This window comes from Citrobacter sp. Cpo089 (assembly GCF_030332695.1).
GTDB classification, from domain to species: domain Bacteria; phylum Pseudomonadota; class Gammaproteobacteria; order Enterobacterales; family Enterobacteriaceae; genus Citrobacter; species Citrobacter portucalensis.
Genome location: NZ_JAOWHJ010000068.1, coordinates 100,819 through 117,068 on the forward strand (window position 1 = coordinate 100,819; position 16,250 = coordinate 117,068).

The following is a 16,250-nucleotide window of genomic DNA, read 5'->3' on the forward strand; positions in this document are numbered from 1 at the left end:
AAAACCTCCCCCAAAGGATTTCGTGTTGCAGGACTGCGACAGCAGCCAGGTCATGCCTGCTGCGCGAAAGACGAAGGGGACCTCTGGAGAGCTCTGTGATGAATGACCAAATTTATCAGCGGATAGAAGACAGTGCGCGTTTCAGGGAGTTAGTGGAAAAACGGCAACGGTTTGCCACCATTCTGTCCATCATCATGCTGGCAGTTTATATCGGCTTTATTTTATTGATTGCCTTTGCGCCGGGCTGGCTGGGTACTCCGCTACACGCGGGAACCAGCGTCACCCGCGGTATTCCGATTGGGGTCGGTGTGATCCTTATCTCCTTCATCCTGACCGGGATCTACATCTGGCGGGCAAACGGTGAATTCGATCGCCTGAACAATGCGGTTCTGCACGAGGTTAAAGCATCATGAAGAGAGTCCTGACGGCGCTTGCCGCCACGCTGCCCTTCGCCGCAAACGCGGCGGATGCTATTAGCGGTGCAGTCCAGCGCCAGCCAACCAACTGGCAGGCGATTATCATGTTCCTGATTTTCGTCATCTTTACGCTCGGCATTACCTACTGGGCGTCAAAGCGCGTACGTTCGCGTAATGACTACTACACCGCTGGCGGTAACATCACCGGTTTCCAGAACGGGCTGGCGATTGCGGGCGACTATATGTCGGCGGCATCGTTCCTCGGGATTTCCGCGCTGGTGTTTACCTCGGGTTATGACGGGCTGATCTATTCCCTCGGCTTCCTGGTTGGCTGGCCAATTATCCTGTTTCTGATTGCTGAGCGTTTGCGTAACCTGGGTCGTTACACCTTTGCCGACGTTGCGTCTTATCGTCTGAAGCAAGGGCCAATCCGTATTCTGTCCGCCTGTGGTTCCCTGGTGGTGGTTGCGCTGTACCTGATCGCGCAGATGGTTGGTGCAGGTAAGCTGATTGAGCTGCTGTTTGGTCTGAACTATCACATCGCTGTCGTACTGGTTGGCGTGCTGATGATGATGTACGTTTTGTTTGGCGGCATGTTGGCGACCACCTGGGTACAGATCATCAAAGCCGTACTGTTGCTGTTCGGTGCCAGCTTCATGGCCTTTATGGTGATGAAACACGTCGGCTTTAGCTTCAATAATCTGTTCACCGAAGCGATGGCGGTACACCCGAAAGGCTCAGCCATTATGAGTCCGGGCGGACTGGTGAAAGATCCGATCTCCGCGCTGTCGTTAGGTCTCGGCCTGATGTTTGGTACGGCAGGCTTGCCGCACATCCTGATGCGCTTCTTCACGGTTAGCGATGCCCGTGAAGCACGTAAGAGCGTGTTCTACGCCACCGGTTTTATGGGTTATTTCTACATCCTGACCTTTATCATCGGCTTTGGCGCAATCATGCTGGTAGGTGCTAATCCGGCGTACAAAGATGCTGCGGGCGCGCTGATTGGCGGTAATAACATGGCGGCAGTTCACCTGGCGAATGCGGTAGGCGGTAACCTGTTCCTCGGCTTCATCTCAGCAGTGGCCTTTGCCACCATCCTGGCGGTGGTTGCCGGCCTGACGTTGGCGGGCGCATCGGCGGTTTCTCACGACCTGTACGCCAACGTATTCCGTAAAGGCGCAACTGAACGTGAAGAGCTGCGAGTCTCGAAGATTACCGTACTGGTGCTGGGCGTAATTGCTATTCTGCTCGGCGTGCTGTTTGAGAACCAGAACATCGCCTTCATGGTGGGCCTGGCGTTTGCTATCGCGGCCAGCTGCAACTTCCCTATCATTCTGCTCTCCATGTACTGGTCAAAACTGACCACGCGTGGCGCAATGTTGGGTGGCTGGTTAGGCCTGCTGACGGCGGTTGTGCTGATGGTGCTTGGCCCAACGATTTGGGTCCAGATCCTCGGACACGAAAAAGCCATTTTCCCGTATGAGTATCCGGCGCTGTTCTCCATCAGCGTAGCATTCCTCGGGATCTGGTTCTTCTCAGCCACCGACAACTCAGAAGAAGGCAACCGCGAACGCGAGCAGTTCCGTGCTCAGTTCATCCGTTCCCAGACCGGGTACGGCGTAGAACAAGGTCGCGCGCACTAACTTCCCTTCTCCTCCGGCTTTCGGGCCGGAGGATTACATCCTTTCTCAGAACATCAGCTTCGCCACCAGTGGTGCCACCAGCACCATCACCACGCCGGAAAGCATCATCACCAGGCTGGCAACGACCCCTTCCTGCTGACCGAGCTCATAAGAGCGTGCCGTGCCTGCGCCGTGCGATGCTGCGCCAAATCCTGCGCCTTTCGCCATCCCTTCACGAATAGAAAGCCGTAAAAACAGCACATCGCCGACCGCCATACCAAATACACCGGTCACCACCACGAACAATGCCACCAGGTCCGGCTGCCCGCCCAACGGTTCTGCCGCCGCCAGCGCAAACGGTGTGGTGACGGAGCGCACCGCCAGACTGCGTTGGATCTCATCAGGCAACATAAACAGGCGCGCCAGCCATACGGAACTGGTGACGGCCACCAGCGTTGCCGTTACCACGCCCGCCGTCAGCGACATCCAGTGACGCTTAATCACGGCAAGGTTGTCATACACCGGAACGGCAAAGGCGATGGTAGCCGGGCCTAACAGCCACAGCAACCAGTGCGATTCACCAATATAGTTTTGCCAGGAGATATGGCCGAAAACCAGCATCAGCACCAGCAGGGCCGGGGTGAGAACTAATGGCATCAGGGGTAATTTACGAAAACGGCGATACAGACGCTTATTGGCAAAGTAGATACCCAGCGTAATCACCAGACACAATACGCTTAACTGGAAATTACTCACGGTTTAGCCTGCGCATTTCATAGCGATACACTTTATCCACGACCCACGCCGTTGCGCCGAGCACCATCAGCGTACTGATCGCAATCACGGCAAATATACGCCAGCCATCAACCAGCAACAGCTGCGTGTAATTCACAACGGCGACCACCGCCGGGACAAAAAACAGAAGCATTTCAGCCAGTAACCAGCGAGCACCTGCGCGAATCCAGTTCAGCGGGATAACTCGACAGACAATTAACGCCAGCATAAGCACCATCCCTACCAGGTTGGCAGGAAGCGGCAGATGCAGCCAGGAGACAAGATATTGAGCAAATACAAAGAGACCTGCATACAACAGAACCTGAACGGGGATCTGGAGTCGATGAATAACGGCAGGCGTCACGCGGCTTATCGCCACAGCCATGAGGGTATGTCCTTAAAAAATAGAGAGCGCCAGTATAGAGAGCCCCCGTCCAGGACTGAAATGAATTAAACTCATTGCAGGCATAGTCTTAAGGAATAATCATGGATATCAGAACGCTGAGATATTTTGTTGAGGTGGTTCGTCAGCAGAGCTTTACCCGCGCAGCGGAGAAGCTTTTTGTCACCCAGCCCACCATCAGCAAGATGTTGAAGAACCTTGAAGACGAGCTTAACTGCACGCTGTTAATCCGCGACGGTCGGCGACTGCTGTTAACCGACACCGGGCAGGTCGTTTTCGAACGCGGCCTGGCGATCCTTGCCGAGTTTCGCCAGCTTGAAGCGGAACTCAGTGACATTAATCACCTCAACAAGGGCGTGCTGCGCCTCGGTATCCCGCCCATGGTGGGGATGTTGATGGCCGGGCCGATCGGCCTTTTTCGCCAGCGCTATCCCGGCGTGGAGCTGAAGGTCTCTGAATTTGGCGGCTTAACCGTTCAGCAGGCGGTAATGAACGGTGACCTGGATGTCGCGATGACCGCGCTGCCGGTTGAAGAAGAGAGCGGTCTGGCAACCCTGCCGCTTTTTAGCCATCCACTTTGCGTGTTGGTTCCTCGCTCCGGTCAGTGGACAACGTGCGAATCCATTCCCCCTGAGGCGCTGGCGGAACATCCGCTGCTTATCTACAACGAAGATTTCGCGTTGAGCCGCCAATTGCTTGAGCTGTTTAGCCAACACAACGTCAAGCCCCGCATAGCGGTGCGCAGCGGGCAGTGGGATTTTCTGGCGGCAATGGTACAAGCCGGAGTCGGGATTGCCATTTTACCAGAGCCGATTTGCCAGCGACTGGATAAGCAAACGTTGCGCTGGATCCCTCTGGAGAGTGACTTACGCTGGCAGTTGGGCATGATTTGGCGCGAAGGCGTTTATCTGTCGCACAGCGCCCAGGCGTGGCTCAAATGCTGTGAAGGATTTTGGCTACCGCAAGCGTCGTAAAATGCCGGATGCGGCCTACATCGGTATGCTGGTCTTGTAGGCCTGATAAGCGTAGCGCATCAGGCACGTTCACCCGCATTAAAATCCATTATTTCACCTGCCCAATCTTGCGGGTACAAACCGTGCCTCACATCACGATAAAATGTTGAAAAAGGCCAGTCCTGTACCTGCTTTACCCAACCGTGCTTCACCGGGTTAATGTAAATATAATCAATATGCTGGCGATAATCATGTTCATCACGGATGGTGTGCTCCCAAAAGCGAGATTGCCAGATATGTCGGGAAGACAATGAGTGGGTGAAATGCTTCTTAATTTCCCGCCAGCGAGAGGAATAATCCGCATCATTGTCAGGTAACGTCCATATGCAATGCATATGCTCGGGTAAAACGACCCACGCATTAATGCGAAAAGGCCTAACCTTTTTGACCGCAGCGATTGCACACCGAAGCGCGTGAATGTTGGCAGTCAGAAGATGGCTTCGACGGTCCTGCAGATTTACCGTAAAAAACCAGGTTCCCCCATTGATGTAATTTCGTCGATAGTTGGACATGTTTCCCCCTTTCCTCAACCGTATGGAGAAAAGAGGGAATCAACAAGAGGGATGGATTCGTTCAGGAAAGCCGCTCGCAAATTACACGATGAATAATTTCTTGCAGCCAGTTGCGCGCCATTTGGCACACCCTTCGCCGGATGCGGTTAGCGCCTTATCCGGCCTACATCGCTATTTCCGGTCTTGTAGGCCTGATAAGCGTAGCGCATCAGGCACACCCGTCGCCGGATGCGGCTAGCGCCTTATCCGGCCTACATCGCTGTTGCCGGTTTTGTAGACCTGATAAGCGTAGCGCATCAGGCACACCTTTCGCCGGATGCGGTTAGCGCCTTATCCGGCCTACATCGCTGTTGCCGGTCTTGTAGGCCTGATAAGCGTAGCGCATCAGGCACACCCGTCGCCGGATGCGGCTAACGCCTTATCCGGCCTACATCGGTATGCCGGTCTTGTAGGCCGCATCAGGCACTACCGTTTACTGATTCTCGATCAACAGCGCTTCCAGCAAATCCAGGTCGTGCAGTAATTTTTGCAGCGTTTCATTGCTGATTTCACGCGTGGCGCGCAGGTGATAAAGCTCCGCGCGTTCTGAACGTAGCGCTGCCAGGCGGAAACGCCGTTCGAGGTTTTCTTCCTGCATCGAGCTTTCCACATCGTTGCGCCCGTCGGCGCGTCGACGCAGGTTACCAATCACGCGGGAACTCACCTCGGTGAGCAACTGGTTATCGATGTTCTCTTCGGTGTCTGCGGCCAGTCGCTCCTCCATTTTCTGGATCGCGACAATCGCCACCTCTGCCGTGGCGGCGCGAGCAATACGTTCCTCTTTCTGCTGCTGCGAGTGGTCTGCAACTTCCAGATGTTGTAGCAGAATCGGCAGCATCACCACGCCAACAAACAGCGAGAACAGGATCACGCCTGCGGCAAGGAAGATCAGCTCATATCGCGCCGGGAAGCCGCTACCGTCCGGTAACAACAGTGGAATGGAGAGCACACCTGCGAGGGTAATGGCCCCGCGTACACCGGCAAAGGAGGCGATCATGATTTCACGCGTCGTCCAGGATCCAAACTCCATCGGTTTTTTCTTCAGGAAGCGCAGACTGAACTTTTTCATGGTCCACAGCCAGCCAAAACGTACCAACATCAACGCCACATAAATCAGCACGACATCGGTAAACAGCATCCAGATTTCAACATTCGGATCGGCCTCGGCCGCCGCCAAAGAAGACTCCAGAATTCCCGGTAACTGTAGCCCTAACAGCAAGAAGACCATGCCGTTAAATACAAACTCCAGCATCGCCCAGGTACTGTTAGCACGTAAACGCATCGCCAGCGGCGCGCGGCGCATCACCCCGGAACGGGTGATCGTCATCCCGGCAGCGACCGCCGCGAGGATACCGGAAACGCCGATATGTTCCGCAATCAGGTAAGACGCAAACGGCAGCAGGAACAGCAGGACTATTTGCGTTGCCGGCTCGTCACCGCCCCAGCGGCTGAGGAAGCGCAGGGAGCGACCGTACAGCCAACTGACGACAAAACCAGCCAGGATGCCCCCAATCGCCACTTTGAAGAACTCAAGCGTTGCGCCACCAACGGTGAATACCATCGTGCCCATCGCCACGGCGACGGCAAACTTCAGAGAGACCAGACCGGAGGCGTCGTTCATCAACGCTTCGCCCTGCAGGATACCCATGATTTTCTTCGGTATACGTCCCTCTCCCACAATGCCGGAAAGTGCGACAGCATCGGTTGGCGATAGCACAGCAGCCAGCGCAAAGGCTGGGATGAGAGGGATCCCCGGCACCAGCCAGTAAATCATAAAGCCAATGCCGACCACCGTGACCAGTACCAGCGCCAGCGCCAGGCCGAAAATCTCTCGCCCGTGCTCGAGAAACTCACGCGTTGGCGTCTTCCAGCCATCGGCAAAGAGCAGCGGCGGGATGAACAGAACCAGGAACAGCTCAGGATCGAATTCCACATGCAAACCAAACGTCGGCCACGCCAGCAAGGCGCCGATGGCGATCTGCATAAGGGGTAAAGGAAGTTGGAAGGGCAATACGCGAGTAAATACCCCCGACAGCGAGACCACAAGGGTCATGATGAGTATGGTGAAAAAGATTTCCATGCGTTCCCTGTTTGCGATGTTTCTTATGATTGCTAATGAGAGGCGTCGTGCCTCAATTCTATCTAATTGAGAGTAACGCAAAAGACAACGAGTGTGTTCTGAAAATGAAAACGGGCGGCCAAAGCCACCCGTTTTTAGGATCGTCAGGAAATCAGAATCAGATAGCCCAACCGCCGGCGTAGAAGGCCACCAGCGCGATGGCGATCACCACGGTGCCGATGTTCAGTTTGCGCCATTCACCAGAAACGATGCGGCCAATTACCAGGGTAGCAAAGCCAATCATGATGCCGGTAACGATGTTGCAGGTCAGCACGATAAATACGGCCGTAACCAGTCCTGCCATCGCGTCGACAAAGTCAGCAAAGTCGATTTTCGCGACGTTGCTCAGCATCAACAGGCCCACATACATCAGCGCAGGTGCCGTTGCGTACACAGGTACAAGATAAGAGAGCGGAGAGAGGAACAGAATCAGCAGGAACAGTACGCCAACGGTGATCGCTGTCAGGCCGGTTTTACCGCCTGCCGCCGTACCCGCTGCAGATTCAATGTAAACCGCCGCCGGAGCTGCACCCACCAGACCAGAGAACACGCTGCTCAGGGAGTCAGTGGTCAGCGCTTTGCCACCGTCGATAATCTGTCCGTCTTTATCCAGCAGATTCGCCTGTCCGGCTACCGCGCGGATGGTTCCGGTTGCATCGAAGACAGCGGTCATGACCAGCGCCAGCACGCTCGGCAGGACAATCGGGTTCAGTGCCCCCATGATATCCAGGCTGCCGATCAACGAGTTGCCGTTTTCATCACTCAGAGACGGCATAGCAAAAATGCCGGAGAAATGCACGGCCGGGTCGAAAATCAGACCAACCACGGAAATACCGATAATGGTCAGCAGAATGCCACCCGGTACTTTCAGTTTTTCGAGGCCAATAATCACCGCCAGACCAATCAACGACATAATGACCGGGAAGGTATCGAAGTCACCCAGCGCAACCGGCAGGCCGTCCAGCGGGTTCTTAATCACCAGGCCAACACCGTTTGCCGCAATCAGCAGCAGGAACAGGCCGATACCAATCCCCGTGCCATGCGCAACGCCCTGCGGCAGATTGCGCAGGATCCAGCTACGGATACCGGTCGCGGAAATGATGGTAAACAGGACACCCATCAGGAACACCGCACCCAGCGCAACGGGCACGCTAATATGTTGGCCCAGTACCAGACTGAATGCGGTAAATGCGGTCAGAGAAATGGCGCAACCAATTGCCAGCGGCAGGTTTGCCCACAGGCCCATCACGATTGAACCGACGCCTGCGACCAGACAGGTCGCCACAAATACAGCAGCAGGCGGGAACCCGGCTTTACCCAGCATCCCCGGAACCACGATAACGGAGTAGACCATGGCCAGGAAGGTCGTTAATCCGGCAACGACTTCCTGACGAACGGTACTGCCGCGGAGCGAAATTTTAAACCAGGCGTCGAGTGAACCGCCGGTACGCGCTGAAGGCGTAGACATAGAAAACATCCCCTGAGAGTTTATTTTTTCGTCATTATGCGTGCTGGACAATCCACTGCCTGCTAAACGTTTTCTCCATGTGCCAGGTTTGCGTCAATAGGGGTGTCGCAAAAAAGCAAACGTTTAGCTCCGCGCATAAAAAACGGGTGGTAAAAAAAAGCAAACGATTATCCAGCGATCATACGCTGGTTTTCAACTGAACTTTGCCGCTTTTTACTCATTTCTTCTTATAACGCGCAAGAAATAACCAGTCGATGCGCAAACGTTATCGTCAATGCGCAATTTGGCAACAAATTTCGCGGAGTTATTACAACATCGGCGTGTTTATTTCGCGCAACTCGCGCAAGAAAACAGGTGAAGATGCGTAAAATTTTTTGGCTAAAAAATCACCATTTCACTGGCAAATGGAGGAAGGTGGCTTACACTTACATTATCAACACAGGCCGGAACCTCCCCTAATGTGCTCGACTGAGGGGTGTTGATGTCGGGGGAAACCCTCCCGTGAACCAGCGGGATAGAGTGAAAGACAAAGACCGGAACCAAACTAAAGCGCCCTCTGTGGCGCTTTAGTTTTATGCCCTTCATACCCATCACATATTTTAAATCAATTAATCATCTTCCAGCAGCCGCGCTCCGGTCCCCTGCTCGCCAAGCTGATCGCCTGGGTTACGCAACGGGCAATCGCTGCGTGACAAGCATCCGCAACCAATACACCCATCCAGCTCATCGCGTAGCGCCACCAAAGTATGAATGCGTCGGTCCAGTTCTTCACGCCATTGCGAAGAGAGCTGCTTCCACTCTTTGGCACTAAGCGAATGCCCCTCAGGTAATACACCTAACGCGTCACCGATCGTGGCCAGCGGGATCCCGATGCGTTGAGCAATCTTGATTATCGCGACGTAACGCAACACATCACGTTTGTATCGCCGCTGATTGCCGCTATTGCGCATGCTACTGATTAACCCTTTGCTTTCATAGAAATGCAGGGTCGATACCGCCACGCCGCTACGTTTGGCAACTTCACCTGGTGTGAGCAGCGCTTTTATCCGGGGTAATTTCTTTTCCATAAATCGCTTTACCTCAAGTTAACTTGAGGAATTATACTCGCCCACAGACAAAACGACGAATCGAATACTGAGAAAGAGGCAGCCCTATGTCCCATCAGCAGATTATTCAGACCCTTATTGAATGGATTGATGAACATATCGATCAACCGCTGAACATTGAGGCGGTGGCGAAAAAATCAGGTTACTCGAAGTGGTATTTACAAAGAATGTTCCGCACGGTGACGCGCCAGACCTTGGGTGACTACATCCGCCAGCGTCGACTTTTGCTGGCCGCCGTTGAACTACGGACAACTGAGCGACCTATTTTTGATATCGCGATGGATCTTGGTTATGTGTCGCAACAAACCTTCTCGCGTGTGTTTCGCCGCGAATTTGATCGTACTCCCAGCGATTACCGCCATCGCCTGTAAGATTATTGCCCGCTCTGCGTCAGTATGGCGGGCGACCGTTGTATCCAGTGCATGAACTCCTGCGGCGGCAGCGCCTTCGCAAAATACCAGCCCTGACAATACTGTACGCCGCGTTCAAGCAGCCATTCGATTTGCTCCTTCGTTTCCACCCCTTCCGCAATCGTCTTCAGGTGTAAGCTTTGTGCCATCTCAATAATATGTTCGGCAATCAAGTGACTGGTGCTATTAGTGGACAACGTGCTAATAAACGATTTGTCGATCTTCAGGATATCGACATTCAGCGCTGACAAATTATGCAGATTGGAATACCCCGTGCCAAAATCATCAAATGCCACTTCATAACCCGCCTTGCGGAACGCCTGGATTACGGGGGTCATTTTATGTACATCTATGAACCCACGCTCGGTCACTTCGACTTTAATTTGCTGGGCCGCCACGGAGTACTCACGATTTTTGTCGTTAATCAGAGCAATCAATCGGGATGAATGAAAGTCAGAAGCGGAAAGGTTAATCGAGATAGAAAGCTGAGGATGCGCCGAAAGAAAATACCCCAAATCGTTGAACACCTCTTCAACGACATAATCCGTGATCCGCTCAATCATTCCCTCTTTTTCAGCCAGTGGAATAAACTCCGTCGGGCTCATCACCTCACCTTTACAGCCCGGCCAGCGCAGCAGAGCTTCAGCACCAACACATTGCCCATTCTTAATATCAATGATCGGCTGGTAATGCAGGCAAAGCTGACGTTTTTTGATCGCGCGTTTTAATAAGCGCCGGGGAGATAAGTATTCCTGGCGCGTGCGCCACCACATTAGCAGTATCAGGATGCTGCAGATAATCCCGAAGGGAATGGTTAATGCCGCCTCGTGATAGAAAATCTGACTTACGCGGTTGTCTGAGGTCGACACTATAATCGCAATTGGACGTTTTTCTGAATGCACGATGGTGTAGAAGCGATCGTCTTGTTGAAAGGTCGAGGCTTCACCGCGTATGAGCGGCGCGAATTGCGCAATATTCGCCGCTTCGCTGGCAGAGAAAAACGTATCTGTTACTGTGTCATACACGCCCCATGAGAGATCCGGATCATCTGACATGACTTCGCTGTAGGACAATGGATTGATGACTGCGACGTAGTTCCCGCGTTGCATGTACGTCATTCTGTAGCCAGCGAAAAAAGGGGTATCGCGGTAGTAATAGATGGAGATATCCGGCGTACGTTTATAATCGGCTGTCGGCATAATATAAGTAACAGGCGGCGCCATCGACGTAGAGCACAAAAAGTGATCGCCCTGCGCATAAATTAGCTCACTGATATATAAACGACCGCGAATAATATTTAGCATACTTTTCTGATGTGCCGGGGTACACATCTTACCCTGATACAACTGGGCCATATCACGCGCCAAATCAGCTTGTAGGATCACCAATTCTGTTTTATTTAACACCAGTTGAGCAAAAGAGCGGAGTTGGCTATGGGTTTCGGTCATCGCCCGGATGTGTGCAAACCATATCGCCAGCACCACGGGGAACAATACCACCATGAATGTTCCCAGGAACTTCAGCAGCTTGCGTCGCGCTCTGTGATTCATGTCAGCCCTATTTCCCTGTTTCGTATATGCCAGAACCCATCAAGGCAGGATGCTATAAACACCGACTGATTAAGTTGCATGAATCTATCAGTATTAGCAACAGACTTCTCTATGTAAAAGTCTGATAATAGTTGATGATGATATTATTTTTCCGTAAGGCAAACTTAAAGTCATGCTTATTTCATAACGTTATTATCCCCAAGGAGTAATTTTTTATGAGCATTATCCTGGCTGCGTTTAAGAAATTCATTAAAGTTTTTTAACGTTTAATTTAGGATAAATATAACAAGTAGATTAAATGCATGTTTAAAGCATGGTTATTTTTTATCAACCCTTCATTAAATAAAGCCACACATTTAAAGTGGTTTTAGCCCTACAAAAATAACGTCCAATGGTGGTGAACAAACGACCAGTTGTGATATAGTTCACAAAAATCATGTAACAGAAACAATGTTTCATTCATGTTATTGCCCGTCGATAGCCAGAGTATCACACCCTCGGTGAACACCCCCGCGCTGTCCTGGGCATCCAGACTTTCTGAGGACGTTTTTCATGGCGACAATAACAACTGGCGTGGTTCTTCTGCGGTGGCAACTACTCAGCGCGGTGCTGATGTTTTTAGCCAGTACGCTCAATATCCGTTTTCGTAAATCAGATTATATTGGCCTGGCCGTCATTAGCAGCGGTTTAGGTCTAGTTTTTGCCTGCTGGTTTGCGACTGGATTGCTCGGCATAACCCTGGTGGATATGTCCGCTATCTGGAAGAACATTGAAACCGTGATGGTTGACGTGATGAGCCACACACCGCCAGATTGGCCGATGGTGTTGAACTGATAACAAAATTGCATATGGCTACCCCAGTCTTGAAGTAGCCATTATTTTCAGCGTAACGCAGTGGGATTAGAACGGAATATCGTCGTCGAAATCCATCGGCGGCTCGTTAGACGGCGCAGCCGGAGCTGACTGTTGCGGACGAGACTGCGCGCCGCCGCTGAACTGGTTGCCACCCTGCGGCTGCTGAGGTTGACCCCAACCGCCCTGCTGCTGACCGCCACCTGCCGGAGCACCACCACCCTGACGACCACCCAGCATTTGCATGGTGCCGCCAACGTTAACCACAACTTCTGTGGTGTACTTTTCTACGCCGGACTGATCGGTCCATTTGCGGGTACGCAACTGACCTTCGATATAGACCTGAGAACCTTTACGCAGATATTCGCTGGCCACTTCCGCCAGTTTGCCAAACAGCACAACACGGTGCCATTCAGTCTGCTCTTTCATTTCACCGGTCGCTTTATCACGCCAGGATTCGGAAGTAGCCAGCGTAATGTTGGCAACTGCGCCACCATTCGGCATATAGCGTACTTCCGGGTCCTGGCCCAGATTACCGACGAGAATCACCTTGTTTACGCCTCTGCTGGCCATGATCGTGTCTCCTGAAAAACGTTACTGAATAAGTGTAAGCGCGGGATTGTAGCATTTCCAATAGCGCTTTTACTACGTTGCGAAGTTGATTCCAGTAAACAACCCCAGCCAGACATTGTTGCACAGACGTCTGCGTTTTGCATTCCAATACTGTATATCCATTCAGGTCAGGTTGTGTCATAATTAACCGTTTGTGATCGCCGGTAGCACCATGCAGCCAGGCAAAAAAGCGTTTAATCCGGGAAAGATGAATGGATAAGATCGAAGTTCGGGGCGCCCGCACCCATAATCTCAAAAACATCAACCTCGTCATCCCGCGCGACAAGCTGATTGTCGTCACCGGGCTTTCGGGCTCAGGCAAATCTTCGCTCGCTTTCGACACCTTATATGCCGAAGGGCAGCGTCGTTACGTTGAATCCCTTTCCGCGTACGCGCGTCAATTTCTGTCGCTGATGGAAAAACCGGACGTCGACCACATTGAGGGGCTCTCTCCTGCCATCTCAATTGAACAAAAATCGACGTCCCATAACCCGCGATCCACGGTAGGTACAATTACCGAAATTCACGACTATCTGCGTCTGCTGTTTGCCCGCGTTGGCGAGCCGCGCTGTCCGGATCACGACGTTCCCCTGGCAGCGCAGACCGTAAGCCAGATGGTGGATAACGTCCTGTCGCAGCCGGAAGGTAAGCGTCTGATGCTGCTGGCGCCGGTGATTAAAGAGCGTAAAGGCGAGCACACCAAAACGCTGGAAAACCTGGCAGGCCAGGGCTATATCCGCGCCCGTATCGACGGTGAAGTCTGTGACCTTTCCGATCCGCCCAAGCTTGAGCTGCAAAAGAAACACACCATTGAAGTGGTGATTGACCGCTTTAAAGTCCGTGACGATCTCACCCAGCGCCTGGCGGAATCCTTTGAAACCGCGCTGGAACTGTCCGGCGGTACGGCGGTCGTTGCCGATATGGACGACCCGAAAGCGGAGGAGCTGCTGTTCTCCGCCAACTTCGCCTGCCCTATCTGCGGCTATAGCATGCGCGAACTGGAACCGCGGCTGTTCTCGTTTAACAACCCGGCGGGCGCGTGTCCAACCTGTGACGGTCTCGGCGTGCAGCAATATTTCGATCCTGATCGGGTGATCCAAAACCCGGAACTGTCGCTGGCCGGTGGTGCTATCCGCGGTTGGGATCGCCGTAACTTCTATTACTTCCAGATGCTTAAGTCTCTGGCGGAACACTATAAATTCGACGTTGAAGCCCCGTGGGCCAGCCTGAACCCTGCCGTGCATAAAGTGGTACTGTACGGTTCCGGTAAAGAGAATATCGAATTTAAATACATGAACGATCGTGGTGATACGTCCGTACGTCGCCATCCGTTCGAAGGCGTATTGCACAATATGGAGCGCCGCTATAAAGAGACGGAATCCAGCGCAGTACGTGAAGAATTAGCCAAGTTCATCAGTAACCGACCTTGCGCCAGCTGTGAAGGGACGCGTTTACGCCGGGAAGCTCGTCACGTATTTGTTGAAAATACGCCGCTGCCTGCGATTTCTGACATGAGCATCGGTCATGCAATGGATTTCTTCAACAATCTGAAGCTTGCGGGTCAGCGGGCGAAGATTGCCGAGAAAATTCTTAAAGAGATTGGCGATCGTCTGAAGTTCCTGGTCAACGTCGGCCTCAACTACCTGACGCTATCGCGTTCGGCAGAAACACTCTCCGGCGGTGAGGCCCAGCGTATTCGTCTGGCAAGCCAGATCGGCGCGGGTCTGGTCGGTGTAATGTACGTGCTGGATGAGCCGTCTATTGGCCTGCACCAGCGCGATAACGAACGTCTGCTGGGTACGCTTATCCACCTGCGTAATCTGGGTAATACCGTTATTGTGGTCGAGCACGATGAAGATGCAATTCGCGCTGCTGACCACGTTATCGATATCGGCCCCGGTGCTGGCGTTCACGGCGGTCAGGTCGTCGCCGAAGGGACGCTCGACGACATCATGGCAGTGCCTGAGTCGCTGACCGGCCAGTACATGAGCGGTAAACGCAAGATTGAAGTGCCTAAACAGCGCGTTGCGGCTGACCCAGAGAAAGTACTAAAACTCACCGGCGCACGCGGTAACAACCTGAAAGATGTCACCCTGACGCTGCCGGTAGGTTTATTTACCTGCATTACCGGGGTTTCCGGTTCGGGTAAATCGACGCTGATTAACGACACACTGTTCCCGATTGCACAGACGGCGCTAAACGGTGCGACGCTGGCTGAACCTGCGCCGTATCGCGACGTTCAAGGCCTGGAACATTTCGACAAAGTGATCGACATTGACCAAAGCCCGATTGGCCGTACGCCGCGCTCTAACCCGGCAACCTACACCGGGGTGTTTACGCCAGTGCGCGAACTGTTTGCCGGTGTACCGGAGTCACGCGCACGCGGTTACACGCCGGGGCGTTTCAGCTTTAACGTCCGTGGCGGACGCTGTGAAGCCTGTCAGGGCGACGGCGTGATCAAAGTCGAAATGCACTTCCTGCCGGATATCTACGTGCCGTGCGATCAGTGCAAAGGCAAGCGCTATAACCGCGAAACGTTAGAAATTAAGTACAAAGGCAAGACTATCCACGAAGTGCTGGATATGACGATTGAAGAAGCACGTGAGTTCTTCGATGCCGTTCCGGCGCTGGCGCGTAAGCTGCAAACGCTGATGGACGTTGGCCTGACGTACATTCGACTGGGTCAGTCCGCTACTACGCTCTCGGGCGGTGAAGCACAGCGCGTGAAGCTGGCGCGCGAATTGTCCAAACGCGGTACCGGGCAAACGCTGTATATTCTCGATGAGCCGACCACCGGTCTGCATTTTGCGGATATTCAGCAACTGCTGGACGTGCTGCATCAGCTCCGGGATCAGGGCAACACTATCGTGGTGATTGAGCACAATCTGGACGTGATTAAGACCGCAGACTGGATTGTCGATCTCGGTCCGGAAGGCGGCAGCGGCGGCGGCGAAATCCTTGTCTCCGGCACACCAGAAACGGTCGCTGAGTGTGAAGCCTCACACACAGCCCGCTTCCTCAAACCACTGTTGTAATTACGCAACACTTGTCTGGCCTACAGAATATGCATGAAGCTTGTAGGCCGGATAAGGCGCTTGCGCCGCAGCCGGCAACCGTTGTGCCTGATAGCGCTACGCTTATCAGGCCTACAAAACTACAGACCAGGCATAAAACTTGTACGCCGGATAAGGCGCTTGCGCCGCATCCGGCTACGGTTGTGCCTGATGGCACTGCGCTTATCAGGCCTACGAAACTACAGACCAGGCATGAAGCTTGTAGGCCGGATAAAGCGCTTACACCGCATCCGGCTACGGTTGTGCCTGATGGCACTGCGCTTATCAGGCCTACGAAACT

14 protein-coding genes are annotated in these 16,250 nt (G+C 53.2%); 6 read left to right on the top strand and 8 right to left on the bottom strand.

The window, feature by feature from the left end; genetic code table 11:
• Positions 1-98: 98 nt before the first annotated feature.
• Both OGX92_RS18035 and actP read left to right on the top strand, forming a co-directional pair.
• Positions 99-413: a DUF485 domain-containing protein gene (locus OGX92_RS18035; RefSeq protein WP_003826643.1), complete on the top strand. Its 315-nt coding sequence runs from the start codon at positions 99-101 to the stop codon at positions 411-413.
• Complete coding sequence (actP, locus tag OGX92_RS18040) at positions 410-2,059, top strand: cation/acetate symporter ActP (RefSeq protein WP_003826641.1); 1,650 nt, start codon at positions 410-412, stop codon at positions 2,057-2,059. The genes OGX92_RS18035 and actP overlap by 4 nt, the downstream gene beginning before the upstream one ends.
• A 45-nt stretch (positions 2,060-2,104) precedes the next feature.
• Here actP and OGX92_RS18045 read toward each other — a convergent pair whose 3' ends face one another.
• Together OGX92_RS18045 and OGX92_RS18050 are read right to left on the bottom strand one after the other, a co-directional pair.
• On the bottom strand, positions 2,105-2,794 hold the full coding sequence (locus OGX92_RS18045; RefSeq protein WP_003826639.1) for an LrgB family protein: 690 nt from the start codon (positions 2,792-2,794) through the stop codon (positions 2,105-2,107).
• Positions 2,787-3,197, bottom strand: a complete 411-nt coding sequence (locus OGX92_RS18050) for a CidA/LrgA family protein (RefSeq protein ID WP_003826638.1) — start codon at positions 3,195-3,197, stop codon at positions 2,787-2,789. Before OGX92_RS18050 ends, OGX92_RS18045 begins: the two co-directional genes overlap by 8 nt.
• Before the next feature lie 101 nt (positions 3,198-3,298).
• On the opposite strand from OGX92_RS18050, the gene OGX92_RS18055 reads away from it, so the two are divergent.
• A complete protein-coding gene (locus OGX92_RS18055) occupies positions 3,299-4,189 on the top strand; it encodes a LysR family transcriptional regulator (RefSeq protein ID WP_003826636.1) in 891 nt (296 codons plus the stop codon).
• Between the two features lie 59 nt (positions 4,190-4,248).
• Here OGX92_RS18055 and OGX92_RS18060 read toward each other — a convergent pair whose 3' ends face one another.
• The 4 genes from OGX92_RS18060 to soxR all read right to left on the bottom strand — a co-directional run bounded on the left by OGX92_RS18060 (position 4,249) and on the right by soxR (position 9,433).
• Positions 4,249-4,740: an REP-associated tyrosine transposase gene (locus tag OGX92_RS18060; RefSeq protein ID WP_149335862.1), complete on the bottom strand. Its 492-nt coding sequence runs from the start codon at positions 4,738-4,740 to the stop codon at positions 4,249-4,251.
• A gap of 472 nt (positions 4,741-5,212) precedes the next feature.
• Positions 5,213-6,859, bottom strand: coding sequence for a Na+/H+ antiporter (locus tag OGX92_RS18065; protein WP_003826634.1), 1,647 nt, complete (start codon positions 6,857-6,859; stop codon positions 5,213-5,215).
• A 157-nt stretch (positions 6,860-7,016) separates the two neighbouring features.
• Complete coding sequence (ghxP, locus tag OGX92_RS18070; protein ID WP_003826632.1) at positions 7,017-8,366, bottom strand: guanine/hypoxanthine transporter GhxP; 1,350 nt, start codon at positions 8,364-8,366, stop codon at positions 7,017-7,019.
• 608 nt (positions 8,367-8,974) lie between these two features.
• Positions 8,975-9,433, bottom strand: coding sequence for a redox-sensitive transcriptional activator SoxR (gene soxR, locus OGX92_RS18075; protein WP_003826630.1), 459 nt, complete (start codon positions 9,431-9,433; stop codon positions 8,975-8,977).
• A gap of 86 nt (positions 9,434-9,519) precedes the next feature.
• Between soxR and soxS the strand changes: the two genes are divergently transcribed.
• Complete coding sequence (soxS, locus tag OGX92_RS18080; protein WP_003031731.1) at positions 9,520-9,843, top strand: superoxide response transcriptional regulator SoxS; 324 nt, start codon at positions 9,520-9,522, stop codon at positions 9,841-9,843.
• A gap of 2 nt (positions 9,844-9,845) precedes the next feature.
• Here the strand turns inward: soxS and pdeC are convergent, their stop codons facing one another.
• Complete coding sequence (gene pdeC / locus OGX92_RS18085; protein WP_003826627.1) at positions 9,846-11,432, bottom strand: cyclic di-3',5'-guanosine monophosphate phosphodiesterase PdeC; 1,587 nt, start codon at positions 11,430-11,432, stop codon at positions 9,846-9,848.
• 552 nt (positions 11,433-11,984) lie between these two features.
• Between pdeC and OGX92_RS18090 the strand changes: the two genes are divergently transcribed.
• Positions 11,985-12,266 (top strand): YjcB family protein, encoded by a 282-nt coding sequence (locus OGX92_RS18090; RefSeq protein WP_003826625.1) that lies wholly within the window; start codon positions 11,985-11,987, stop codon positions 12,264-12,266.
• A gap of 66 nt (positions 12,267-12,332) precedes the next feature.
• On the opposite strand, the gene ssb1 is transcribed toward OGX92_RS18090, so the two are convergent.
• The gene (gene ssb1 / locus OGX92_RS18095) at positions 12,333-12,857 is read right to left on the bottom strand and encodes a single-stranded DNA-binding protein SSB1 (RefSeq protein ID WP_003826621.1); all 525 of its coding nucleotides are present in this window, start codon (positions 12,855-12,857) and stop codon (positions 12,333-12,335) included.
• A 251-nt stretch (positions 12,858-13,108) separates the two neighbouring features.
• Between ssb1 and uvrA the strand changes: the two genes are divergently transcribed.
• Positions 13,109-15,931, top strand: coding sequence for an excinuclease ABC subunit UvrA (gene uvrA, locus OGX92_RS18100; protein ID WP_003826619.1), 2,823 nt, complete (start codon positions 13,109-13,111; stop codon positions 15,929-15,931).
• The last annotated feature ends 319 nt before the right edge of the window (positions 15,932-16,250 follow it).